We start from the raw sequence: 24,720 nt of genomic DNA, 5'->3' as shown, positions 1-24,720 counted from the left end.
TCCAAATAAAAAGCTTTCTTGAAGAAAGAACATAATCAAGGTGAAATTGTGATTAACGAAATCAAAAAAGACGCTCAAGAGCGCATGGTAAAAAGTGTTGATGCACTAAAAAACAGCCTGCAAAAGATTCGTACAGGCCGTGCGCACCCGAGCCTACTTTCTGGTCTTACTGTTGAGTACTACGGTGCTCCAACGCCTTTGACTCAAGTAGCTAACGTTATCGCTGAAGATGCACGTACACTAGCTATTACAGTGTTTGATAAAACGCTGACTCCTCTAGTTGAAAAAGCAATCCTGACATCTGACCTAGGCCTAAACCCTATGTCTGCGGGTACAGTTATCCGTGTTCCACTTCCACCGCTAACGGAAGAGCGTCGTAAAGACCTAGTTAAAATCGTTCGTGGCGAAGCTGAAGGTGGCCGTGTTGCTATCCGTAACATCCGTCGTGACGCGAATGGCGATCTAAAAGCACTTCTTAAAGATAAAGAAATCTCTGAAGATGAAGATCGTAAAGCACAAGACGAAATTCAAAAGCTAACTGACGCTGCGGTTAAGAACGTAGACGAAGTTCTAGCTGTTAAAGAAAAAGAGTTGATGGAAGTTTAATTTTCCATATTCTTTTCTTTCCGGAAAAACGCTGTACTCACGGTGCAGCGTTTTTTTATGCTACTCTGTTCGACTATTAGAATTTGATTCACTCTTTTATGCATAATTCTCAAGCGTTCACAGACTCTCTTCCTAAACACATTGCTATCATTATGGATGGTAATGGTCGCTGGGCAAAAGCTCAGGGCAAGCCTCGCGTCTTTGGCCATAAAAACGGTGTTCAAGCCGTTCGTAAAACTATCTCTTCTGCAGCCAGGCTTGGCATTAAAGCCGTTACTCTTTTTGCATTTAGTAGCGAAAACTGGCGTCGTCCTGAAGAAGAAGTCGGTATCTTGATGGAGCTGTTTATTTCAGTGCTGTCGAGTGAAGTTAAACAGCTTCATAAAAATAATCTACAACTTCGTGTTATTGGTGATAAAAGTCGTTTCAATGATCGACTACAAAAGAAGATAGAAGAAGCGGAAGCTTTGACTAGCACCAATACTGGTATGGTTATTAATATTGCGGCTAACTACGGCGGTAAGTGGGATATTCAGCAAGCAATGACCTCTATTGCTCAACAGGTAAAGTCTGGTGATATTAATGTAGATGACATTGATGAAGCTATGATTACAAAGCACCTGACGATGGCAGATATTCCTGAAGTCGATCTACTTATCCGTACCAGTGGCGAATGCCGCATTAGTAATTTTATGCTTTGGCAGTTGGCTTACGCCGAAATGTATTTCACTGAACAATTCTGGCCAGACTTTAATGAAGACAGCTTAGTAGAAGCTGTGACTTGGTTTGTTAACCGTGAGCGTCGTTTTGGATGCACCGGTGAGCAAATTAAAGCTCTGATGGACAGTTAATAAGGATTTTTTGGTTTGAAACAACGAATTATTACGGCGTTGATTTTAGCTCCCCTAGTTATTCTAGGTATTTTCGAGTTATCACTTCCTACATTTATTCTTTCACTAGCGGTAATCTCGCTATTGGGTTTTTGGGAGTGGACTCAGTTTGTTGAAAGCAAATCACGTTATGTAGCGTTGATTCCAACGGTTGTGGTAAGTGCTGCAAGTTTTGCTTTTATCCCTTTTGATGCATTTAGCCTTAATAACTTGTCTACTGCTCACTACGCCATTCTAACGATTGGCTCGATTTGGTGGGTAATCGCGAGTGGCATGGCGGTGACTTATCCTAAGTCTATGCCTGCATGGAAAGACTCTTCTCTTCTTCGTCACGCCTTTGGTGTGCTGACTCTGCTGCCATTCTTCTGGAGTGTGGTTATCCTGCGTGCTAACGGTATCGATGCTGATCCTTACCACGGTGCTAAACTGGTGATGTTTGTTTGCTTGCTTGTTTGGGCTGCAGATAGCGGCGCATACTTTTCAGGAAAGAGTTTTGGTAAGCGTAAAATGGCACCAGCGGTAAGCCCTAATAAGACGATTGAAGGTCTTATCGGTGGCATTATTACTGCGGTGATCGTGGCTTGGATCTTTGCTGACTTATTTGACATCCAATTCACAAGCCCACTTCACATGATTGTTATTACCCTTGTGACCGTTGTTATTTCTGTTCTAGGTGACCTTGTTGAAAGCATGTTTAAGCGTGTTTCTGGGGTGAAAGACAGCAGTAATCTGATTCCTGGTCATGGTGGTATACTAGATAGAATAGATAGCTTAACGGCTGCATTCCCTGTCTTTGCTCTGCTTTATTTAGCATTCTAATAAAAAAGGGCAGTGATTCTGCCCTTTATTACATTTCTACGGTCATATGTGATGCGAAATCTAACTATCCTTGGCGCTACCGGCTCGATTGGTGCAAGTACACTAAAAGTCATTGAGCAAAACCCAGATCTCTATTCAGTGGTTGCACTGGCTGCAGGCTCGAATGTTGAAAAGATGCTGGCGCTAGTTGAAAAGTGGCAACCAAGCTATGTTGCTATGGCTTGCCCTGATGCAGCGTCTCAACTGACTGAAGTGTTGTCCGCGAGTTACCCTAACGTAAAAGTGCTTTCAGGCACTGAAGGCATGTGCCAGGTTGCTTCTCTAGAGGAAGTGGATACGGTAATGGCTGCGATTGTTGGCGCCGCAGGCCTGCTTCCTACTATGTCTGCGGTTAAGGCTGGTAAGCGTATCTTGCTTGCTAATAAAGAAGCCTTGGTAATGTCTGGGCAGTTGTTTATCGATGCGGTAGCAAAGTACGGCGCTGAACTACTTCCAGTTGATAGTGAACATAATGCTATCTTTCAATGCTTGCCTCAAAACGTACAAACTAACCTAGGCCGTTGTGATTTAGAAGAGAACGGTATCAACCATATTCTTTTGACTGGTTCGGGTGGTCCTTTCCGTTATACGAACGTTGCTGAGTTAGAGTCGGTAACACCAGAACGAGCTATCGCACACCCTAACTGGTCTATGGGTCCTAAGATCTCGGTCGATTCTGCGACTATGATGAATAAAGGCTTAGAGTACATTGAGGCGAAATGGTTATTTAATGCCTCTCAAGAGCAGCTGAAAGTGATTATTCATCCTCAGTCTGTGATTCATTCTATGGTCCAGTACAAAGATGGCTCTGTGCTTGCTCAAATGGGTGAACCTGACATGGCGACGCCAATCGCTTTGACGATGTCTTACCCTGAGCGCACTGAAGCGGGTGTTAAGCCTTTGGATTTCACCAAAGTGGGCGAGCTTACTTTCCTAGAACCAGATTTTAGCCGTTACCCATGCTTAAGATTAGCGATTGAAGCTTGCTACCTAGGTCAGCACGCTACAACAGCAATTAACGCAGCAAACGAAATTGCAGTCGATGCTTTCTTGAACAATCGAGTGAAATTTACCGATATTGCTGTCATTAACGAGCATGTTATGAGCAAAGTATGTGAACAACATAACTCTGAGGGCTTAGATAGCTTGGAAAGCCTTCTCGAGCTCGATAATATGTCTCGTCAAATAGCCAATCAATTTATTAAAGAGCAGCTAGCATGAGTGGAATTCTGTGGAACTTCGCATCTTTTATTGTAGCGCTTGGTATTCTGGTCGCTGTTCATGAGTTTGGACACTTCTGGGTTGCTCGTCGCTGTGGTGTGAAAGTTGAGAAATTCTCGATTGGTTTTGGTAAATCAATCTGGAGCAAAGTTGGCCGTGATGGCACAGAGTACAGCTTGTCTGTCATTCCATTGGGCGGCTACGTTAAGATGCTTGATGGTCGTGTAGACGACCTTTCTGAAGGCGAACAACAATACGCTTTTGATAAGAAGCCGTTGTGGAAAAGAACAGCGATAGTTGGTGCAGGTCCTGCGTTTAACTTTATCTTTGCCGTCTTTGCCTATTGGCTTGTATTTTTGATTGGCGTGCCGGCGGTTAAACCCGTAATTGGTGAAGTTACTCCGCAATCTATTGCTGCACAAGCCGGAATTGAAACTGGAATGGAACTTAAATCTATTTCGGGAATCAAAACCGCAGATTGGGAATCAGTCAATATGGGGTTGATATCGCATATTGGTGATCAGTCCATGACTGTAACGGTTTCTTCTCAAGACGATATCGGCTTTGAACAACAGATGACATTGGATATTTCAGACTGGTCATTCAACCCAGAAACTGAATCTGCAATGACAACGCTGGGCTTTAGACCATATTCTCCAGAGATATCGACAGTGCTCGCTCAAGTCATTGATGACGGTGCTGCATACGATGCAGGGGTAGAAGCTGGCGACAAAATTGTTGAGATTAATGGGCAGCCTATTGAACAGTGGCAGTCGGTTGTTGAGTTAATCCGTTCAAACCCGATGACACCCTTGGACCTTGTAGTCCTGCGAAATGGAACTGAACAGTCATTAGTTATGACGCCAAAAAGCCGCGAGCTTTCTGATGGTTCCACAATCGGCTATGCAGGTATTGCTCCAGAAGTCGCAGAATGGCCAGAAGATTATCGCTTTGAGTTACAATTTGGTGTAATTGAGTCTGTAGGAAAAGCATTTGATAAAACAGGTCAAATTATTGGTTTGACGCTGACAATGCTTAAGAAGCTCATCGTTGGTGATGTTGGCTTAAATAACTTGAGTGGCCCGATTTCAATAGCTAAAGGTGCAGGGACAACCGCCGATTACGGTTTGGTTTACTTCTTAGGCTTTTTGGCTCTGATTAGTGTTAACTTGGGGATTATTAATTTGGTTCCGCTGCCTATGCTTGATGGCGGACATTTGCTCTTTTTCGCTATTGAGGCCGTTACTCGTAAACCGGTGCCTGAAAAAGTTCAGGAAATGGGATACAGAGTGGGAGGTGCAATCCTCTTCTCTTTGATGGCTCTGGCAATATTTAATGATTTTACTCGTCTGTGAATGGTTTCTCACAGGCATTGGTAGTAGCAAGGAATAATTAGAATAAGTATGGCGATTAAGCAAATTCTGTTCGCAAGTCTATTGGCCACTAGTGTGGCTGCGAACGGAGCACAAAACTTTGTGGTTCAAGATATCAAGATCGAAGGTTTACAGCGTGTTGCATTAGGTGCAGCTCTACTGAAAATGCCAGTGCGTATTGGCGATGAAGTAGATGAAAGCGATGTATCTGAGATCATTCGTGCACTGTATGCTTCAGGTAACTTTGAGGACGTTAAAGTCCTTCGCGATGAAGGTGTTTTAGTTGTTCAAGTGAAAGAACGACCGACCATCGCGAGCATTTCATTCTCGGGTAACAAAGCGATCAAAGAAGAACAACTTCAGCAGAACCTAGATGCGTCTGGTGTTCGTGAAGGTGAAGCTCTTGACCGTACTACGCTGAGTAACATTGAGAAAGGCCTTGAAGATTTTTACTACAGCGTGGGTAAGTACAACGCGACAGTAAAAGCGGTTGTGACACCTCTGCCACGTAACCGTTCTGACCTTAAGTTTGTGTTTACTGAGGGCGTATCCGCTAAGATTCAACAAATCAACTTTATCGGTAATGAAGTCTTCTCTGACTCTGAACTGCTCAGTCGTTTCAACCTGAACGTTGATGTTGCATGGTGGAATTTCCTTGCGGATGAAAAATACCAAAAGCAGGTCTTAGCCGGTGATATCGAAGCGTTGAAATCTTACTACCTTGACCGTGGTTACCTGAAGTTTAAGGTCGACTCTACGCAGGTGGCGATCTCTCCAGACAAGAAAGGTGTTTACATCACACTTGGCCTTGATGAAGGCGAAGCTTACACCGTTAAAGATGTCTCTTTCCGTGGTGAATTAATCGGTCGTGAGGCTGACTTCGAAGCGTTAGTGCCATTCGAAGACGGCGATACGTACAACGGTTCTTCGGTAACGTCTTTGGAAGAGAACGTAAAACGAATTCTTGGTGAATCTGGCTACGCGTACCCACAAGTTCGCACGATTCCTGAATTTGACGATGAGACCAAAGAAGTGTCGTTGGTTATCAATGTAGAAGCGGGCAGCCGTATCTACGTTCGTGATATTCGATTCACGGGTAACAACTCAACGAAAGACGAAGTACTGCGTCGTGAAATGCGTCAAATGGAAGGCAGCTGGCTTAACTCTAAGTCAATTGATACCGGTAAGAGCCGCCTTAACCGTTTAGGTTTCTTTGAAACGGTTGATGTACAAACAGTGCGTGTTCCTGGCAGTGAAGACCAAGTTGATTTGGTTTACAACGTTAAGGAGGCGAACTCAGGCAGCATAAACTTTGGTGTTGGCTACGGTACTGAATCAGGTGTTAGCTTCCAAGTTGGTCTGCAACAAGATAACTTTGCGGGCTCTGGTAACCGTGTTGGCGTAAGTGCCATGATGAACGATTACCAAAAGAACGTGAGCTTAGACTACCGAGACCCATACTGGAACCTTGATGGTGTGAGCTTAGGCGGTAAGATCTTCTACAACGAATTTGAAGCCTCTGAAGCGGATATTGTCGACTATACCAACCAAAGTTATGGTACCAGTCTTACATGGGGTTTCCCTATGGATGAGTTGAACCGCCTTGAGTTTGGTGTTGGCTATACGCACAACAAGATCGGTAATGTACCTACTTATGTACAAGCTGTTCAATTTGCGAAAAGTATTGACCAATATGGTGATGAACATATCTTAACTGATGACTTTGATATCAATATCTCTTGGACTCGAAACAATCTTAACCGTGGTTTTTTCCCAACCGAAGGTAACCATCAACGTGCTTTTGCTAAGGTGACGGTACCCGGTTCTGATGCTCAGTACTTTAAAATGCAGTACGATGTGAAACATTACATCCCGCTGACCAAAAAGCATGAGTTCACACTATTGATGCGTGGCCGATTAGGCTATGGTAATGGTTATGGCCAAACGGATGGTAACGATAACTTGTTCCCATTCTACGAGAACTATTACGCAGGTGGTTTTACTACCCTACGTGGTTTTGGCTCTAACTCGGCAGGTCCGAAAGCTGTTTATAGTGATGGGCAATCAAATAATGGCTCATATGGAGTTGCAACTGATGATTCGGTTGGTGGTAATGCGGTTGCTTTGGCAAGCTTAGAGTTAATTGTACCGACACCGTTTGCTTCTGATGAAGCACGCAGCCAGATTCGAACCAGTGTCTTCTTCGACATGGCAAGTGTGTGGGATACCGAATTCATAGATCGGAACCAACCAAGCAGTGGCAGCCAGTACTACTACGATTACTCAGATCCAACAAATTACCGTTCATCTTATGGTGCCGCTCTTCAATGGATGTCACCGATGGGCCCACTGGTTTTCTCTCTAGCGAAGCCAATTAAAATTTACGAAGGTGATGATGAGGAATTCTTCACATTTACCATTGGTAGAACTTTCTAATATTTAAAGGACAATATTTTGAAAAATATGATTAAAGCAGCAGGTTTAGGCCTTGTAGTTCTTAGCTCTTCTTTCTTTGCAACAGCTGCTGAAGCTGCGCAAAAAGTGGGTTATGTAAACACTGCACAAGTATTCCAGGCTCTACCTCAGCGTGAAGTTGTTCTTCAAAAAATGCAGGAAGAGTTCAAAGATAAAGCGGCTGAGCTACAGAGCATTCAAGCTGAAGCGAAAACGAAGATTGAAAAGCTTAAGCGTGATGGCGAGCTACTAGGTCCTGAAGAAGTTGAGAAGCTTCGTATCGAAGTAGGCCAACTAGACAGCAAATACAAAATCAAAGCTCAAGCACTAGAAAAAGCAAGTCAACGTCGTGAAGCACAAGAGAAGCAGAAGCTGTTCAAAGTGATTCAAGATGCTGTAACTAAAGTTGCAGAGAAAGAAGGCTACGACATGATCGTTGATATTCAAGCTCTACAATACGGTAAGCCTGAATACAACATCTCTGAGCAAGTAATTAAATCACTGAAATAAGTTTTATGAAGAACCTGACTTTAGCCGAATTGGCAACGATTACTGGGGGAGAGCTACATGGAGACGGTACGATTACCGTCTCAGCAGTCGCTCCTATGGATAAAGCGCAAGAAGGCAACATTACGTTCCTTTCTAACGTGAAGTACAGCAAGCACCTAGGTGACTGTAAAGCATCCGCTATTATGGTTAAAGAGAGTGAGCGCGAACTGTGTAAGACCAACGTTATTGTGGTTAGTGACCCTTACGTTGCTTTTGCTAAGGTTGCTCAAGCGCTTGATACTACTCCTGCACCCGCAGCGGATATTGCTGATTCTGCTTCAATCTCTAGCGATGCAACCATTGGACAAAATGTGTCTATTGGTGCGAACGCTGTGATTGAGTCTGGTGCAGTACTTAGTGATGATGTGATCATCGGTGCTGGTTGCTTTATTGGTAAAAATGCAAAAATTGGCGCAGGCACTAAGCTGTGGGCTAACGTAAGTGTTTACCATGAAGTGGTGATTGGTGAAGCATGTCTGATTCAATCAAGTACTGTTATTGGCTCTGATGGTTTTGGTTATGCGAACGAGAAAGGCGAATGGGTTAAGATCCCGCAAGTCGGCTCGGTTCGCATCGGTAACCGCGTAGAAATTGGCGCGTGTACTACCATCGATCGCGGCGCATTAGATGACACAATCATTGAAGACAACGTTATCCTAGATAACCAACTTCAGATTGCTCACAATGTTCACATCGGATATGGTTCAGCTCTTGCAGGTGGTACTATCATTGCAGGCAGCACGACGATAGGTAAGTACTGTATTATTGGTGGCGGTTGTGTGATTAATGGTCATATTGAAATCGTTGACGGCGTTACAATCACCGGTATGGGGATGGTAATGCGCAGCATCACTGAGAAAGGCATGTACTCTTCGGGTATTCCTTTACAGCCAAATAAAGACTGGCGTAAAACAGCGACGCGAGTTCATCGTATTGATGAAATGAACAAGCGTTTGAAAACCGTTGAAAAACTTATTGAGAAGAGCGCGGAATCATAATTCCAGCATTTCTAATAAAAGGCTCGCGTACAGCGAGTCTTTTTCGTTTATAATCCTTCTAATTAAATAAAGAATATACATAGGAATACGACTTTGACTACTGAACAGACAACGATGAACATTACTGAAATTCAGGAACTACTACCTCATCGCTACCCATTCTTAATGGTTGATCGTGTGACTAGCTTTGAAAAAGAAAAAACACTGACCGCAATTAAGAATGTTTCTGTTAACGAACCTCAGTTCACTGGCCACTTCCCTCAGCTTCCTGTATTCCCAGGCGTGTTGATCTTAGAAGCAATGGCACAAGCAACAGGCCTTCTAGCATTCAAATCTTTCGGTGCGCCTTCTGGCAACGAGTTGTACTACTTTGCTAGCGTAGATAAAGCTAAATTCCGTAAGCCAGTAGTACCAGGTGACCAACTGGTTATCGAAGTTGAATTCTTAAAAGAACGTCGTGGCATCGCATCGTTTAATGGTGTTGCTAAGGTTGACGGCGTAGTTGTATGTTCAGCTGAACTTAAATGTGCTCGTAGAGAGTTTTAATATGATTCATGAAACAGCGAAAATTCACCCGGCAGCAGTAATCGAAGGTGATGTAACTATCGGTGCTAACGTGACGGTTGGGCCTTTCACTTACATTGCTGGTAACGTGACAATCGGTGACGACACTGAAGTGATGTCGCACGTTGTGATCAAAGGTCACACAACCATTGGCAAAGAAAACCGCATCTTCCCACACGCTGTTATTGGTGAAGAAAACCAAGACAAGAAATACGGCGGTGAAGAGACAACAGTTGTGATCGGTGATCGCAACGTGATTCGTGAAGCGGTTCAAATTCATCGTGGTACGGTTCAAGATAAAGCAACCACAGTGATTGGTGATGACAACTTACTTTGTGTTAATGCTCACGTAGCGCACGATGTTATTGTTGGTAACCACACTCACATTGGTAACAACGCTATTCTTGGCGGTCACGTAACGGTTGGCGACTACGCTGGTGTTATGGCACTTTCTGCGATTCACCCGTTCTGTTCGATTGGTGCTTACGCTTACATTGGTGGCTGTTCTGCAGTTGTTCAAGATGTACTGCCGTACGTGCTTGCACAGGGTAACCACGCGGCTCCATTCGGTCTTAACCTAGTAGGTTTGAAGCGTAACGGATTTGAAAAACCTGAAATTCGTGCACTACAGAAGGCGTACAAAGAGTTATACCGTTCAGGTAAAACACTTGAAGAAGCGAAAGCGGCTTTAGTTGAAATGGCAAAAGAGTTTACCTCGGTAGCGCCTATGCTTGAAATGCTAGAGAACTCTGAGCGCGGTATTATTCGTTAATACTCGATGTGGTTATGTACCAATCAATGTGAGTATGACAATAATTACTTCATCAGAATGGTATAACAAAAAGATCGCTACTCGTTAGGCGGTCTTTTTTGTTTTAGGCAACAAGGGAATTGAAAAACTATGGCACCGCAAGAAGCAGCAACTAATATCTCGGACTTCGTTTCGAATGAACCATTGCGCGTAGGCATTGTTGTCGGCGAACTGTCTGGCGATACGCTTGGTGAAGGCTTTATCAAAGCGATCAAATCACAATACCCGAATGCTGAGTTCGTTGGCATTGGCGGGCCGAAAATGAAAGCCCTAGGTTGTGAGTCTCTTTTCGAGATGGAAGAGCTGGCCGTTATGGGCTTAGTTGAAGTGCTTGGCCGTTTACCTCGCTTGTTAAAAGTAAAAGCAGAGTTGGTTAAGTATTTCACTCAAAATCCACCCGATGTCTTTGTCGGTATCGACGCGCCCGATTTCAATCTAAGGCTTGAGTTAGACCTTAAGAACGCTGGAATCAAAACGGTGCATTACGTGAGCCCTTCAGTATGGGCTTGGCGTCCAAAGCGTATCTTTAAAATCGACAAAGCAACCGACTTAGTCTTGGCTTTCTTGCCGTTCGAAAAAGCGTTCTACGATAAATATAACGTTGCCTGTGAGTTTGTTGGTCACACGTTGGCAGACGCGATTCCTTTAGAGCCAAGTAAACAAGATGCTCGAGAGCTGTTAGGTCTTGAACAAGGCAAGCAGTGGTTAGCCGTATTACCGGGCAGTCGTGGTGGTGAGATGGGTTTGATTGCTCAACCATTTATCGAAACTTGCCAGCGTATTAAGCAGAAGTATCCGGATATCAATTTTGTTGTTGCGCTCGTTAACGAGCAGCGTAAAAAGCAGTTTACTGAAATCTGGCAATCGACCGCACCTGAGCTTGAATTCACGTTAGTCGAAGATACGGCAACCAACGTGATTACCGCCGCTGATTCTGTGCTCTTGGCTTCAGGTACCGTGGCTCTTGAATGTATGTTGCTTAAACGCCCTATGGTGGTTGGTTACAAAGTAAATAAGCTGACGGGTTACATTGTTAAGAAGTTGGCGATCACTGAGTTTGTGTCACTGCCGAATATTTTGGCTGGTGAAGAGATCGTGAAAGAGCATATTCTTGAAGAGTGTCACCCAGACTTTTTGTTCCCGTCTGTCGATAAAATGCTATCAGCCGATAACAGTGCCTTGATCGAACGCTTTACCGAGATGCATCACTGGATCCGTAAAGACGCAGACAAACAAGCCGCTAACGCAGTATTGAAATTGATTGACCGACCTTTTGTTGAAGCATAAAGCGCTTACCTACAGAACATTAAGAGATTAGTTATGGCAGTAAAAGAGAAAAAAGAGCTTCCTCCATTTGAATATCCGCAAGGCTACCAGCTGTTTGCTGGCGTGGATGAAGTAGGGCGTGGCCCTTTGGTTGGCGACGTGGTGACCGCTGCGGTTATCCTTGATCCAAACAACCCAATCGAAGGCTTGAACGACTCAAAGAGATTGTCTGAGAAGAAGCGTCTTGCGTTACTTCCTGAAATCAAAGAGAAAGCTTTGGCGTGGTCTGTCGGTCGTTGTTCTCCACAAGAAATTGATGAGTTGAATATTCTGCAAGCGACGATGGTTGCTATGCAGCGAGCTATCGCGGGGTTGAGCGTTCAACCTGATATGGCGTTGATAGATGGAAACCGTGTCCCAGAACTGCCGATGGATGGTCTTGCGATTGTGAAGGGTGACTTGCGAGTGGCTGAAATCAGTGCGGCGTCTATTATCGCAAAAGTCGTTCGTGACCAAGAGATGGAAGATCTTGATAAACTTCATCCAGAGTTTGGTTTTGCTAAGCATAAAGGTTACCCGACTAAAGCGCATTTCGAAGCTATTGAAAAACATGGTGTAACCGAGCATTACCGCAAGAGCTTTAAGCCAGTAAAACGTATTCTTGGCATAGACTGAGCTTTACGTTAACTAGAGTTTGGCATCGAATAAAGTTGCTAACTTGTGTTAGAAAAAAATAGAATACACACAGTTGTAATCCTAGGCTCAAACCTAGAACTCAGGAAAAATAATGTCAGATCCAAAATTTGTTCACCTACGCGTACACAGTGACTTTTCGATGGTGGATGGCCTATCCAAGGTGCCACCATTAGTTAAAAAAGTCGCTGAAATGGGTATGCCTGCTCTAGCATTGACCGACTTTACCAACCTGTGTGGTTTGGTGAAGTTCTACGGTACTGCCCATGGGTGTGGGGTTAAACCTATTATTGGTGCTGACTTCTTGATGCAGTCTCCGGAATTCGGTGACGAGTTGACCAAGCTCACCGTTATCGCAACGGACAATAAAGGTTATAACAACCTAACGTTACTTATCTCGAAAGCCTACCTTCGTGGTCATGTTCAACATCAGCCTGTAATTGATAAAGAGTGGCTAATTGAGAATGCAGAAGGCCTGATCATTCTATCGGGCGCCAAAGAAGGTGAGATTGGTAAGGCGTTACTGAAAGGTAACCGTGATTTGGTTGCAAGCAGCGTCGAGTTTTACAAAACGTACTTCGCCGACCGTTTTTACTTGGAACTGATTCGTACTGGACGACCAGATGAAGAGTCATACTTACACTTTGCGTTAGAGCTTGCTGAACAGGAAGACCTGCCTGTTGTCGCAACCAACGAAGTGGTTTTTCTAACTGAAGACCTGTTTGATGCTCACGAAATCCGCGTGGCGATCCATGACGGTTTCACTATGGTCGATCCTCGTCGTCCGAAGAACTACAGTGCGCAACAGTATCTTCGTAGCGAAGAAGAGATGTGTGAGCTGTTCTCAGACATTCCAGAAGCGCTAGAGAACAGTGTTGAGATTGCCAAGCGTTGTAACGTGACCGTTCGTCTGGGTGAATACTTCCTGCCTAACTTTCCTACGGAAGGTTTGGCGATTGAAGACTTCTTGATCAAGAAATCTGAAGAAGGTCTTGAACGACGTTTGGCGTTCCTGTTCCCTGACGAAAAAGTTCGCGCTGAGCGCAGACCTGAATACGATGAGCGACTCAAGATCGAGCTCGAAGTTGTCAATAACATGGGTTTCCCAGGTTACTTCTTGATCGTAATGGAGTTCATCCAGTGGTCAAAAGACAACGATGTGCCCGTAGGCCCAGGGCGTGGTTCTGGTGCCGGTTCTTTGGTGGCTTACGCGCTTGATATCACCGACCTTGACCCGCTTGAATACGATCTCCTTTTCGAACGTTTCTTGAACCCAGAACGTGTATCCATGCCCGATTTCGATATCGACTTCTGTATGGATAAGCGTGACCAAGTTATCGACCACGTGGCTGAGATGTACGGTCGTGATGCCGTTTCTCAGATCATCACCTTTGGTACCATGGCGGCGAAAGCGGTAATTCGCGATGTAGGCCGTGTATTGGGCCACCCGTTTGGTTTTGTTGATCGAATTTCAAAGCTTGTACCGCCAGATCCGGGCATGACGCTAGAGAAAGCATTCCTTGCTGAACCTGCATTGCCAGAGCTTTACGATGGCGATGAAGAAGTTCGCGAGCTGATTGATAAGTGTCGCATCCTTGAAGGTTGTACGCGAAATGCCGGTAAGCACGCGGGTGGTGTTGTTATTTCACCAACCACGATCACCGATTTTGCGCCAATTTATGCCGATGCCGAAGGTAACTTCCCAGTTACGCAATTCGATAAGAATGACGTTGAAACCGCTGGTTTGGTTAAGTTCGACTTCTTGGGTCTACGTACCCTGACCATCATCGATTGGGCGTTAGGCCTCGTAAACCCTCGCCTGAAGAAAGAAGGTAAAGAGCCGGTTCGTATCGAGTCGATCCCTCTTGATGACCAAGCATCGTTCAACCTATTACAAAATTCTGAAACCACCGCGGTATTCCAGCTGGAATCGCGTGGTATGAAAGACCTGATCAAACGTCTCCAACCGGACTGTTTTGAAGATATTATCGCATTGGTAGCCCTATTCCGCCCGGGTCCTCTGCAATCAGGCATGGTAGATAACTTTATCGACCGTAAGCACGGCCGAGAAGCTGTTTCGTATCCTGATGAAACGTGGCAGCACGAATCGCTTAAAGAGACACTAGAACCTACGTACGGCATCATCCTGTATCAAGAACAGGTAATGCAAATCGCACAGATCCTTGCTGGCTATACGCTTGGCGGAGCGGATATGTTGCGTCGTGCGATGGGTAAGAAAAAGCCAGAAGAGATGGCTAAACAGCGTGGTACCTTCAAAGAAGGTGCTGTAGCCAATGGTGTTGATGGCGAGCTGGCCATGAAGATCTTTGACTTGGTAGAGAAATTTGCGGGCTACGGCTTTAACAAATCTCACTCCGCAGCGTACGCACTGGTTTCTTATCAAACGCTATGGCTGAAAACGCACTACCCAGCGGAATTTATGGCTGCGGTAATGACGGCAGATATGGATAACACCGAGAAGGTTATCGGCCTTGTTGATGAATGTTTCCGTATGAAGCTCAAGCTTTTGCCACCAGATATCAACTCAGGTCTATACCGTTTCAACGTGGATGAAGATGGCGCGATTGTTTATGGTATCGGCGCGATCAAAGGGGTGGGTGAAGGCCCTATCGAAGCGATCATCGAAGCGCGAAATAAGGGTGGTTACTTTAAAGACTTATTCGACTTCTGTGCACGCCTTGATCTGAAGAAGGTTAATAAACGTGTTATCGAAAAGTTGATTCTATCCGGAGCCTTAGATAGATTAGGTCCTCACCGAGCGGCGATGATGGCATCTTTGAAAGATGCGGTGAAGGCGGCGAGCCAACATCACCATGCCGAGTCTTTTGGTCAATCTGATATGTTTGGTGTGTTGACCGACGCTCCGGAAGAGGTTGAGCACAAGTATACCCAAGTGCCTAAATGGCCTGAGAAGGTTTGGCTTGAGGGTGAGCGTGAAACGCTTGGTTTGTATTTAACGGGTCACCCGGTTAACGCTTACATCAAAGAGTTAGCGAAATACACCAGCTGTCGTTTGAAAGATGCCACGCCAACGCGTCGTGACCAATCACTAACGATTGCCGGTTTGGTGATTGCAGCGAGAGTGATGACGACGAAGCGTGGTACGCGAATCGGTTTGATGACACTTGATGACCGTTCGGGCCGAATGGAAGTGATGTTGTTCTCGGATGCGCTCGATCGCTACGCAGAACTGCTCGAAAAAGACAAAATTGTGGTCGTTTCCGGACAGGTCAGCTTTGATGATTTCAATGGCGGGCTTAAAATGTCCGCGCGCGAGGTCATGGACTTAGGAAGCGCCCGTGAGAAATATGCTCGTGGGGTGTCGATATCTATCGACCAATCCCAAATTAACGGTCAATTTTTTGAACGCTTTAGTCAAATCTTAGAACCTTATAGAGCCGGAACGGTCCCAGTCAATGTATACTACCAGCGTGCCGACGCTAGAGCGCGGTTAACATTGGGCACAGAATGGCGCGTGACGCCAAGTGATACATTGCTAGACGAATTAAAACAGCTGCTTGGAAATAGCCAAGTAGAACTCGAATTTAACTAAAATTTAGCTTCGCGAATGCGGAGCTGAATCAACAAGGATTCATAGATGAGCCTGAACTTTCTAGAATTTGAAAAGCCTATCGCTGAACTTGAAGCAAAAATCGAAGCGCTACGTGACGTTTCGCGTCACGGTGGTGACACAGCGGTAGATCTAGACAAAGAAATCGAACAACTAGAGAAAAAAAGCTTAGAGCTTAAACAGAAAATCTTTAGTGACTTAGGTGCATGGCAGGTAGCTCAACTTGCTCGTCACCCTCAACGTCCTTACACCAAAGATTACCTGGAGCATGCATTCACAGAGTTTGAAGAGATGGCGGGCGATCGCGCTTACGCTGACGACAAAGCTATTGTGGGTGGTATGGCTCGTCTAAATGGCCGTCCTGTTATGGTTATTGGTCACCAGAAAGGTCGTGAGACTAAAGAGAAAGTGATCCGTAACTTTGGTATGCCAAAGCCAGAAGGTTACCGTAAGGCGCTACGTCTAATGGAAACTGCTGAGCGTTTCAACATGCCTATCATCACTTTCATCGACACAGCGGGCGCATACCCAGGTGTTGGTGCTGAAGAACGTGGTCAATCTGAAGCTATCGCTAAAAACCTAAAAGTGATGGCTGGCCTTTCAGTTCCTGTTATCTGTAACGTTGTTGGTGAAGGCGGTTCTGGTGGTGCACTAGCGATTGGTGTTGGTGACTACGTGAACATGCTTCAGTACTCTACGTACTCAGTAATCTCTCCAGAAGGTTGTGCTTCAATCCTATGGCGCGATTCAGATAAAGCACCACAAGCTGCTGAAGCGATGGGCCTGATTGCTCCTCGCCTTAAAGAGCTTGAGCTTATCGACGAAATCATTCCTGAGCCTCTAGGTGGCGCGCACCGCGACCCTGCACAAACGGCTCAGAACATGAAAGACATGTTAGTTAAACAGCTAGAAGAGCTAGAGCAGTTTGATAACGAAACGCTGCTTGAGCGTCGTTACCAGCGTCTAATGAGCTACGGCTACTGCTGATAAGTTGCCTTAGCGATAAGGCCAGCTATACGAACAAGTTGATGAAAGGGTTGGACTCAGTGCCAACCCTTTTTTATTATTAAAACATTATCCCTTCACACACGACCTCTGGTTTATTAGCCTCATGACACACTTAATTGATACCTTCACATCTGTACTTGATCAAAGCGCGCTTAAGCCTTGCCGGTTGCTCGTCGCTTTCAGTGGTGGTGTCGATTCACGAGTTTTGTTGGAGTTGGCTGCCCAATTCGCTAAGTCCCATCACATCGAGTGCTGTGCGGTACATGTTCATCATGGCTTAAGTAACAATGCTGATCACTGGGCAGAGCAGTGCCAAGCATGGTGTGATGCTTTGTGGGTACCTTTGTTCATTGAACGAGTCTCGCTAGATATCAGCCGTGGAGAAAGCGTTGAAAAGCTGGCTCGAGACGCGCGATACCAAGCCTTTAAAAAGCATATTAGACAAGGCGATGTGTTAGTGACAGGCCAGCACATTGATGACCAAGTCGAGACTTTCTTGTTAGCGTTGAAGCGTGGCAGTGGTCCGAAAGGGCTCTCTTCGATGGCGAAAGTGATGCCGTTTGCTGATGCTCATATTGTTCGCCCACTGCTATCGGTAACTCGAATCGAGATTGAAGCAGCAGCTCACGACATGGGCTTAACTTGGGTAGAAGATGAAAGTAATCAGGACGTGCGTTTTGACCGCAATTTTATCCGTCATCAAGTGACTCCGGTGCTGACTGAGCGTTGGCCTAGTTTTCGAGAATCGGTCAGTCGCAGCGCTCAGCTATGTGCAGAGCAAGAGTTACTGTTGGATGAGTTGCTTGAGTCTCACTTACAGCAAGCTTTGGGAGATAGCCAGAGCTTAAGCATTGAGGCGTTATTCCAACATTCAGACTTGTTACGAGCACGACTGATAAGAATGTGGCTTAGCCATTGTAATCAACCGATGCCAAGCCAAAAGCAGCTCAAACTTATATGGGATGAGGTGGCATGCGCTCAGGCGGACGCTAATCCTAAGCTGGTGTTGAATGAGGTTGAGGTTAGACGTTTTAATCATCAGCTCTATGTCGTCAAAGAGACCAAAGACTTGTCGAACTGGCAAAGTGATATCTCGATGGAAGAGAGCTTAGTTTTGCCTGACGGTTTAGGGGAACTACACTTAACTTCAGCGGCGAGTGATGGTGTATCTAACCACTGTGATGCGCAACATTTTAGTCTCAACACAACGAGAGGAACACTGCGAGTGATCTTTAACCCTGAGGGATTGTCAGCACACCCTGTTGGGCGCGGTCATAGCAGGAAGCTTAAGAAGTTGTTTCAAGAGTACCAAGTACCCAGTTGGTTAAGACGCAGAACGCCGATATTAATTGATGGCGATCGAGTGATCGCTGTTTTAGGCTTATTCGTAGATAAAAACTACGAAGGTCAAGATTGTGAAGCGCTTTGGAGCAAGTAGAAAAAGTTTGTGTCACAATTCACCGTCACTTTAATAAAAATAATTAATGGAATATGCAATGAAGAAAATTACACTAGGATTAGTTCTTGGATTTGGACTATTGAGTGGTAACGCACTGGCGGCTGATGTCGCTGCGGGTCAAGCTAAAGCAGCAATCTGTGCGGCATGTCATGGTGCAGACGGTATCGCAGTGATCCCTGGCTATCCAAACCTTAAAGGTCAAAACGAGCAATACATCGCTTCATCAATTAAGGCCTATAAGAACGGCCAGCGCACCGGCGGTTTGGCCGCTGTCATGCAGGCTCAAGCTTCAATGCTGAGTGATGAAGACATCGCGAATCTAGCCGCTTACTACGCAAGCCTTAAGTAAAACCTTCTCAAAGCGCTGATTAAACAAGATGATAAATTTCGAGCCAGAGCTTTAAAGCTCTGGCTTTTTTCATTGAATGTTTACTATAGCTAACCGATAATGAGCCATTCGCACAGTTTAAGGGATGAACATGAAAAAGATTGAAGCCATTATCAAGCCATTCAAACTTGATGATGTACGTGAAGCACTTGCAGAAGTGGGTATTACGGGTATGACAGTATCTGAAGTTAAAGGCTTTGGACGTCAAAAAGGTCATACTGAGCTATACCGCGGCGCAGAGTACATGGTCGACTTTTTACCTAAAGTGAAACTAGAAATCGTTGTGACCGACGAAGTGGCTGACCAATGTGTTGATACCATCATCGAGACGGCTCAAACAGGTAAAATCGGTGACGGTAAGATCTTCATTACTGAAGTTGAACGTGTGGTACGTATTCGTACTGGCGAAGAAGACGAAGACGCCGTATAAAAAAACTATTACCCTAAAAGGAGCGTTTATCGCTCCTTTTTCATTTCTGGTAGGGTGTTGTATGTTTAAGAAAACCATCATTGTTATCACGCTATTGATAACGCTTGCTGTCGTTAGTTTTCATTTTATCTTCGTGATCCCGAATAAACCCAACCTGATCACTTCCTCTCAAAGTACCAGTAACGACATCTACAGCTGCTACCAAAACTCTGCACCGAAAGCGATTGATGTGTCTGATGGCTTAGACATTACGGTGTGGAATATCTATAAGCAAAACCGAAATAATTGGCAGGGTGAGTTAAATAAGCTGTCGGCAGGTAGCGATTTAGTCTTGCTGCAAGAAGCGCGTATGACAGAAGGACTTCGCCAATGGGTAACGAGCGGACAGTGGGGTAGCACTCGTGTGAATGCGTTTGAGGCGTTTGAGCAAAGTGCAGGGGTACTCAACCTAGCAACTCATTTACCGATTGAAGCGTGTGCTTATACTCATGAAGAACCTTGGCTTCAACTGCCTAAATCCGCGCTTTGGTCGCGTTACCAACTAAGTAATGGCGAAGAGCTGGCTGTGATTAATATCCACGCTGTGAACTTTACCTTTGGTACGGAAGATTATGAAGCTCAGCTCAAGAGCTTAACTGATAATCTGCAAAAGTATCGTGGACCTGTTATTTTTGCCGGGGATTTTAATAGCTGGAGTGAAGCTCGCTTTGCTGTATTGAAAGATGCGTTGGAGAAGGTTGGTTTGACGGAAGTTACCTTTGAGCCAGATAACAGAACTCAGTTCATTACAGGACTGGTGCTCGACCACGTGTTCTATCGAGGGCTAGAGGTAGAAAAAGCAAAAGCGCCCATTACGGACGCTTCTGATCACAACCCTATGCGAGTGACCTTTAAGGCTAAATAGTGATTAGCTATTAGTCATTGGAACTTAACCATTCGCACGGTGGTTACGTTGGGAAATCTAACGGAACAATAGGCTAGAGAGTCTTCGCTAGCCTTATCTCTTCTACTTAAAAGATTAAAATGTAGAGCGCCCAGATTAGGTAGTAGCCAACCCATGGTAAGCCTGAAATCACAAGCGCTTGCCCGCGTTCAAACTCAGTCCACGTTAATACCGCAGCATAACCTAGCACGATGTACCATGGCAGAAGCAGTGGTAATGAGCTAGCAAATTGTGACCAATCATTAGTTAGCGGTAACTTGATCAAGCCATTTAAGCTGTTCAAGTCGGCAGCGTAGTTCATCACATGTCCATGCTTGAGTATCAGGCTTGCGTAGCTTGCTACATCACCTAAAACAGCTGGGAATATAACAACCGATGCCGCTGCAAACCATCGCCAAAAGCTGTGTTGGTGTTGGCTTGGCTTGGTTGCTAGGTTAAACCAGAATGCCAATAGAACAATGGTTAATGTTCGGCCAAATACGTCACTGATGATTTCACTTGCGAGTAAGGTATTGCTGTCAAGTAACGCCAATTGGTCAGGGTTCGTTTGAGCCAGTTGCTGCGATAGCTCTGCACTTAACCAGGCAAAATCTACATTCGAAAAATAAGCACCCCAAAATAAAAATGGGCTGAGCATTAATACGACGTAGGGTTGCCACCCCCAAGCACTTCGTTGATAAAGCGCTAAGAAACAAGCTGTTGGCGAACGGAATATATCCAACAGCATGACGAGTGGGTTACTTGACGGGTTCATACACTTACCTTAGTTACATCAACATACAGCTTCAGTTTTTGTCCTGGCTGTAGGTATTTCTTGTTCTGCAAAGTGTTCCATTTTACAACATCTGCACTTTTTACTTTGAACTTTGATGCAATACCGCTGACTGTGTCACCTGATCTCACGTTATAAAAGATCGTACGGATGATGGCGCCGTCTGAACCGTTCTTCCAAATGACCAGTTCTTGACCAACTCTAAGCGTGTCGCGTGGTCCCATGCCATTCCACTTAGCCAGTGATTGGTGAGATACCTTGTTTGCGCGTGCAATCGTCCATAGGCTGTCACCACTTCTTACAGTATGGCTAAGCTTATATTGACCACGACTCTTCGACTGTGTGCTTGCTAGGCGATTTGAGGCGCTTAGGGCGTATGTCTTGTCGTCTTTGGTGGATGTTGGGATAAGCAAGTGCTGGCCAATACGAATATTGTTGTTGCTCAAACCGTTCGCAGAGCGGATCACTTTGCTGGTGGTGTTATATTTGCTAGCCAGTACGCTAATGCTGTCACCAGATTGAACCTTGTAACGCACCAACTTCATACCTTTGCCTTTATTGGCAGCGACTTCTTTGTTGAATCTTTCAACTGAGTCTAAAGGAAGTAATAGTTGTTGGTGTTTCTCTGGCGCTGTCGCCCATTGGTTGTAAGCCGGGTTGTAACCTTGAAGTTCTTTGACAGGAATGCCTGCATAGTTCGCAGCAATGGCTAAATCAAGTTGTTCTTCTGGGTTAACCAGTGTCAGCACTGGCTTGTTCGGGATCGCCGGAATATCGATTCCATACTTTTCTTGGTTGGCAATGACATCAGCTAGAGCAAGCAGTTTTGGTACATAGCTGCTGGTCTCTTTTGGTAAGTCCAGAGAGAAGAAGTCGATTGGTTTACCCAACTTTTTGTTCTTACGGATTGCGCTGTTTACTCGACCACCGCCACTGTTATAGGCAGCAATCGCATGGTTCCAGTCGCCATCGAAACGTCGGTTAAGGTCTGATAAGAAATCCAATGCGGCGTCGGTAGAGGCGGCAACATCACGGCGGCCGTCATACCAAAAGTTCTGTTCAAGCCCGTAGTCTTTGCCTGTGCCTGAAATGAATTGCCATAGACCTGCAGCACTGCCATGAGAATAGGCAAATGCATCGAAAGAACTTTCTACAACGGGCAATAGGGCCAGTTCTAGTGGTAAGCCTTTTTCTTCAATCTTAGTGGTGATCAGATACAGGAAAGGTTCAGCACGCTTTGATACGGTTTTTAGATGACTCGGGTGCTTGAGGTACCAAGTTCGGTAGTAGTCGACCTTCTTTTGGTCTGGTACTTCCATTTCAAGTTGCATCGCAATGCGTTTCCAAACATCTTGTTGTGTTTGTGGAGTAACGACAGGTGCTTCAACTTTTTGATCTTCTTTGGCTGTGGCTTCTGATGAAACGTTCGCTTGAGAAACTTCTTTAGTAGGAGATGTGTTGGTTTGCTCGGAAGCTTGGTCTGGATTCTCTGACTGAGTTAATTGGCAACCAGAAAGTAGTAATACCAAAGCCCAGCTGTACTTAACTCGCATGTTACAGCCTTTTTAATTAACGGCCGATGATAATACTTGCCACCCCCCATGAGTGACAAGTCTGTATTTGTTAAAATTCGTTCTTCCACGCACGTAAAGCGGTGAATACCGATAAAGGATCGGTCTGCTCGGTGCGATTAGACACTGATTTCACTACACTTGGCTCGGTATAGCGCAAGAAGGGGTTCACAAACTTCTCTTGTCTCAAATTTGTGGGGATGGTCGACTTATTTTGAGCACGAAGTCGGTTCACTTGGTCGCGATATTGCTGCAAATGTTGGTTGTCAGGTTCAACCGCTAATGCGAAAGCGATGTTTGCGGCAGTGTATTCATGCGCACAATAAACTTCGGTTTCTTGAGGCAGCGCCGTGATCTTATTCAGTGCATCGAACATCTGTTGTGGTGTGCCTTCCATGATTCGGCCGCAACCCGCAGAGAATAGCACATCACCACAAAACAGTTTTGCATCACCCACATAACCAATATGACCCGCGGTGTGGCCACTGAGCCCTAGGACGAGGAATACTTCGTCAAACAGTTCTAATTGGTCACCATCATCGACTGGGTGAGTTAAGGTGGGGATTGGTTCATTCCTTGGACCCACGACATCAACGCCGGGAAATTGTCTAACTAGTTCTGGAACGCCACCAATGTGATCGTGGTGGTGGTGCGTAATCAAGATTGCATCTAAAGTTAGCTCATGGTGTGCTAAGTACTCTAATACTGGAGCCGCATCACCGGGGTCGACGACAGCACAACGGCGATCGCTATTTTCAATCAGCCAGATGTAATTGTCGTTAAATGCAGGTATGCTTTTGATATATAACATTATTGGTTCTCCAGTCACTTTTAGTGCGACAGAATAAGTGAGACAGATTATTGATGAAGCCAGCACGTAGCAGAAAGAAGTTTGAACGTCCTTATACTTGGGCGCAATTGCACAATGGGGACTGGTTGAGAGAATCTATTCAAACTCGACTCGATGAGTGGTGCCCAAAGCTATTTGGTTACCATATGCTCAAGCTCGGTGGCCTCAGTAGTGAGATTTCTAGCTGCACATGCAACATTCAACATCAAGTAAACCTAGATATCCAGAACCCATTACATAATGTGATAGCGGATGGCTATAATTTGCCCTTTTTGGAGAAAAGCTTTGATGTTGTGGTGTTGAGTCATCAGTTAGATTATAGCAATGACCCACATCGCTTATTGAGAGAAGTTGATCGAGTCATGATGGACGATGGCTATATCATTATCACTGGCTTTAACCCGATTAGTGTCACTGGGCTTGCCAGTTTGATGCCTTGGCGAAAGAACAGTTTGCCTTGGAGTGGGCGCATGTACACGCCTAACCGAATAAAAGACTGGTTAGGGGTACTTAATTATGAAGTGATTCATTGTGACACCTACGCGCTGTTTCCGATGAGTAAGTATCAAGCGATGTGGACGTGGTTGGAGAACAGCTTAGGTGGATGTGCATCCTTCGCCGGAAGCCAATACTTTATTGTTGCACGTAAACGTACTTACCCGCTAAAACCTATCAAGCCACATTGGCACCTTAAGCGACGTTTCTCACCTGTTGGAGCAAGTTTTAGAACAAATACGCGTCGTACAATGGATTCAGCCAAAGCATCATATCCGCTAAAAACAGAAAAAGCCGACTAGTTGTCGGCTTTTTATCTACTAGTTCGGTTAAGAAACTATCAATTAATTTAAGGCGTTATCAATCAGTTTCAGGAACAATAAATCATTTTCTGAAATGTACGTCTAATTCAAAAAGACGATTAACTTGGCTGATAGCCCGTATCTTCTTTAGTCGGATTTTCCGCTGCGTTTCTTGCTAAATCATCACACATTTCGTTTTCTCTGTGTCCTGCGTGTCCTTTTACCCAGCGCCAATCAACGCTATGACGAGCGGTTTCTTTATCAAGCCTTTGCCACAGATCGGCATTTTTAACCGGTTTCTTGTCGGCTGTTTTCCAGTCACGCTTTTTCCAGTTGTGAATCCACTGTGTGATGCCTTGACGCACGTATTGGCTATCTGTGGTCAGAATCACAGAACAAGGCTCTTTGAGGGCTTGGAGAGCAACGACAGCGGCGAGCATTTCCATACGGTTATTGGTTGTTAGCGTGAAACCTTCTGCTAGCGTCTTCTCGACTTTCTTGTAGCGAAGTACGATGCCATAGCCACCAGGACCTGGGTTGCCTAAACAAGAACCATCAGTGAAAATTTCAACTTGTTTCGTCATGATTTGATACTATTACCTCAAGCACATTATCGGCATAGTCTGA

Annotated in this window: 23 protein-coding genes; 19 read left to right on the top strand and 4 right to left on the bottom strand. The window is 45.1% G+C overall.

What is annotated here, in order from left to right; all coding sequences use genetic code 11:
* The first annotated feature begins 48 nt into the window (after positions 1-48).
* The 18 genes from frr to MSG34_RS08795 all read left to right on the top strand — a co-directional run bounded on the left by frr (position 49) and on the right by MSG34_RS08795 (position 20,064).
* The gene (gene frr / locus MSG34_RS08880; RefSeq protein WP_017060741.1) at positions 49-606 is read left to right on the top strand and encodes a ribosome recycling factor; all 558 of its coding nucleotides are present in this window, start codon (positions 49-51) and stop codon (positions 604-606) included.
* 98 nt (positions 607-704) lie between these two features.
* Positions 705-1,457: an isoprenyl transferase gene (locus tag MSG34_RS08875; protein WP_248337073.1), complete on the top strand. Its 753-nt coding sequence runs from the start codon at positions 705-707 to the stop codon at positions 1,455-1,457.
* Positions 1,458-1,472: 15 nt separating this feature from the next.
* Positions 1,473-2,315 (top strand): phosphatidate cytidylyltransferase, encoded by an 843-nt coding sequence (locus tag MSG34_RS08870; RefSeq protein WP_017063365.1) that lies wholly within the window; start codon positions 1,473-1,475, stop codon positions 2,313-2,315.
* 51 nt (positions 2,316-2,366) lie between these two features.
* Positions 2,367-3,575, top strand: coding sequence for a 1-deoxy-D-xylulose-5-phosphate reductoisomerase (gene ispC, locus MSG34_RS08865; protein WP_248337071.1), 1,209 nt, complete (start codon positions 2,367-2,369; stop codon positions 3,573-3,575).
* Positions 3,572-4,930: a sigma E protease regulator RseP gene (gene rseP, locus MSG34_RS08860; RefSeq protein WP_248337069.1), complete on the top strand. Its 1,359-nt coding sequence runs from the start codon at positions 3,572-3,574 to the stop codon at positions 4,928-4,930. The genes ispC and rseP overlap by 4 nt, the downstream gene beginning before the upstream one ends.
* 48 nt (positions 4,931-4,978) lie before the next feature.
* Entirely contained in the window at positions 4,979-7,384 is a 2,406-nt protein-coding gene (gene bamA, locus MSG34_RS08855) for an outer membrane protein assembly factor BamA (protein ID WP_248337067.1), read from the top strand.
* A gap of 27 nt (positions 7,385-7,411) precedes the next feature.
* Positions 7,412-7,912, top strand: a complete 501-nt coding sequence (locus MSG34_RS08850; protein ID WP_017063367.1) for an OmpH family outer membrane protein — start codon at positions 7,412-7,414, stop codon at positions 7,910-7,912.
* 5 nt (positions 7,913-7,917) lie between these two features.
* On the top strand, positions 7,918-8,949 hold the full coding sequence (lpxD, locus tag MSG34_RS08845; protein ID WP_248337065.1) for a UDP-3-O-(3-hydroxymyristoyl)glucosamine N-acyltransferase: 1,032 nt from the start codon (positions 7,918-7,920) through the stop codon (positions 8,947-8,949).
* Positions 8,950-9,042: 93 nt separating this feature from the next.
* Positions 9,043-9,495 (top strand): 3-hydroxyacyl-ACP dehydratase FabZ, encoded by a 453-nt coding sequence (gene fabZ / locus MSG34_RS08840; protein WP_009847408.1) that lies wholly within the window; start codon positions 9,043-9,045, stop codon positions 9,493-9,495.
* 1 nt (position 9,496) lies between these two features.
* Positions 9,497-10,285 (top strand): acyl-ACP--UDP-N-acetylglucosamine O-acyltransferase, encoded by a 789-nt coding sequence (gene lpxA / locus MSG34_RS08835; protein ID WP_048606664.1) that lies wholly within the window; start codon positions 9,497-9,499, stop codon positions 10,283-10,285.
* Between the two features lie 129 nt (positions 10,286-10,414).
* Positions 10,415-11,611 carry a lipid-A-disaccharide synthase gene (lpxB, locus tag MSG34_RS08830; RefSeq protein WP_248337064.1) on the top strand — a complete coding sequence of 399 codons (1,197 nt, stop codon included), beginning with the start codon at positions 10,415-10,417 and terminating at the stop codon, positions 11,609-11,611.
* Positions 11,612-11,644: 33 nt separating this feature from the next.
* On the top strand, positions 11,645-12,265 hold the full coding sequence (gene rnhB, locus MSG34_RS08825; RefSeq protein WP_248337062.1) for a ribonuclease HII: 621 nt from the start codon (positions 11,645-11,647) through the stop codon (positions 12,263-12,265).
* A gap of 112 nt (positions 12,266-12,377) precedes the next feature.
* Positions 12,378-15,857: a DNA polymerase III subunit alpha gene (gene dnaE / locus MSG34_RS08820; RefSeq protein WP_248337060.1), complete on the top strand. Its 3,480-nt coding sequence runs from the start codon at positions 12,378-12,380 to the stop codon at positions 15,855-15,857.
* A gap of 45 nt (positions 15,858-15,902) precedes the next feature.
* Positions 15,903-16,862: an acetyl-CoA carboxylase carboxyl transferase subunit alpha gene (gene accA / locus MSG34_RS08815; protein ID WP_017060731.1), complete on the top strand. Its 960-nt coding sequence runs from the start codon at positions 15,903-15,905 to the stop codon at positions 16,860-16,862.
* Positions 16,863-16,986: 124 nt separating this feature from the next.
* Entirely contained in the window at positions 16,987-18,321 is a 1,335-nt protein-coding gene (gene tilS / locus MSG34_RS08810; RefSeq protein WP_248337058.1) for a tRNA lysidine(34) synthetase TilS, read from the top strand.
* A gap of 46 nt (positions 18,322-18,367) precedes the next feature.
* The gene (locus MSG34_RS08805) at positions 18,368-18,691 is read left to right on the top strand and encodes a cytochrome c (RefSeq protein ID WP_170791809.1); all 324 of its coding nucleotides are present in this window, start codon (positions 18,368-18,370) and stop codon (positions 18,689-18,691) included.
* A gap of 130 nt (positions 18,692-18,821) precedes the next feature.
* On the top strand, positions 18,822-19,160 hold the full coding sequence (gene glnB, locus MSG34_RS08800; protein ID WP_017063373.1) for a nitrogen regulatory protein P-II: 339 nt from the start codon (positions 18,822-18,824) through the stop codon (positions 19,158-19,160).
* A gap of 61 nt (positions 19,161-19,221) precedes the next feature.
* Complete coding sequence (locus tag MSG34_RS08795) at positions 19,222-20,064, top strand: endonuclease/exonuclease/phosphatase family protein (RefSeq protein WP_248337057.1); 843 nt, start codon at positions 19,222-19,224, stop codon at positions 20,062-20,064.
* A 106-nt stretch (positions 20,065-20,170) separates the two neighbouring features.
* On the opposite strand, the gene MSG34_RS08790 is transcribed toward MSG34_RS08795, so the two are convergent.
* From MSG34_RS08790 to gloB, 3 genes are all read right to left on the bottom strand, one after another.
* Entirely contained in the window at positions 20,171-20,857 is a 687-nt protein-coding gene (locus MSG34_RS08790; protein WP_017060727.1) for a YIP1 family protein, read from the bottom strand.
* Positions 20,854-22,428: a LysM peptidoglycan-binding domain-containing protein gene (locus MSG34_RS08785; protein ID WP_248337055.1), complete on the bottom strand. Its 1,575-nt coding sequence runs from the start codon at positions 22,426-22,428 to the stop codon at positions 20,854-20,856. The genes MSG34_RS08790 and MSG34_RS08785 overlap by 4 nt, the downstream gene beginning before the upstream one ends.
* 70 nt (positions 22,429-22,498) lie before the next feature.
* Positions 22,499-23,257, bottom strand: a complete 759-nt coding sequence (gene gloB / locus MSG34_RS08780) for a hydroxyacylglutathione hydrolase (protein WP_248337053.1) — start codon at positions 23,255-23,257, stop codon at positions 22,499-22,501.
* Positions 23,258-23,310: 53 nt separating this feature from the next.
* Here gloB and MSG34_RS08775 point away from each other — a divergent pair, with 53 nt between their 5' ends.
* Entirely contained in the window at positions 23,311-24,093 is a 783-nt protein-coding gene (locus MSG34_RS08775) for a class I SAM-dependent methyltransferase (RefSeq protein WP_048661233.1), read from the top strand.
* Positions 24,094-24,212: 119 nt separating this feature from the next.
* On the opposite strand, the gene rnhA is transcribed toward MSG34_RS08775, so the two are convergent.
* A complete protein-coding gene (gene rnhA, locus MSG34_RS08770; RefSeq protein WP_048661234.1) occupies positions 24,213-24,677 on the bottom strand; it encodes a ribonuclease HI in 465 nt (154 codons plus the stop codon).
* Positions 24,678-24,720 lie beyond the last annotated feature (43 nt).

This window comes from Vibrio sp. 1CM2L, from assembly GCF_023161695.1.
Taxonomy (GTDB): Bacteria; Pseudomonadota; Gammaproteobacteria; order Enterobacterales; family Vibrionaceae; genus Vibrio; species Vibrio coralliirubri.
Note: the sequence above shows the minus strand (reverse complement) of the source record. Positions and strands in the feature narration are given on the sequence as shown.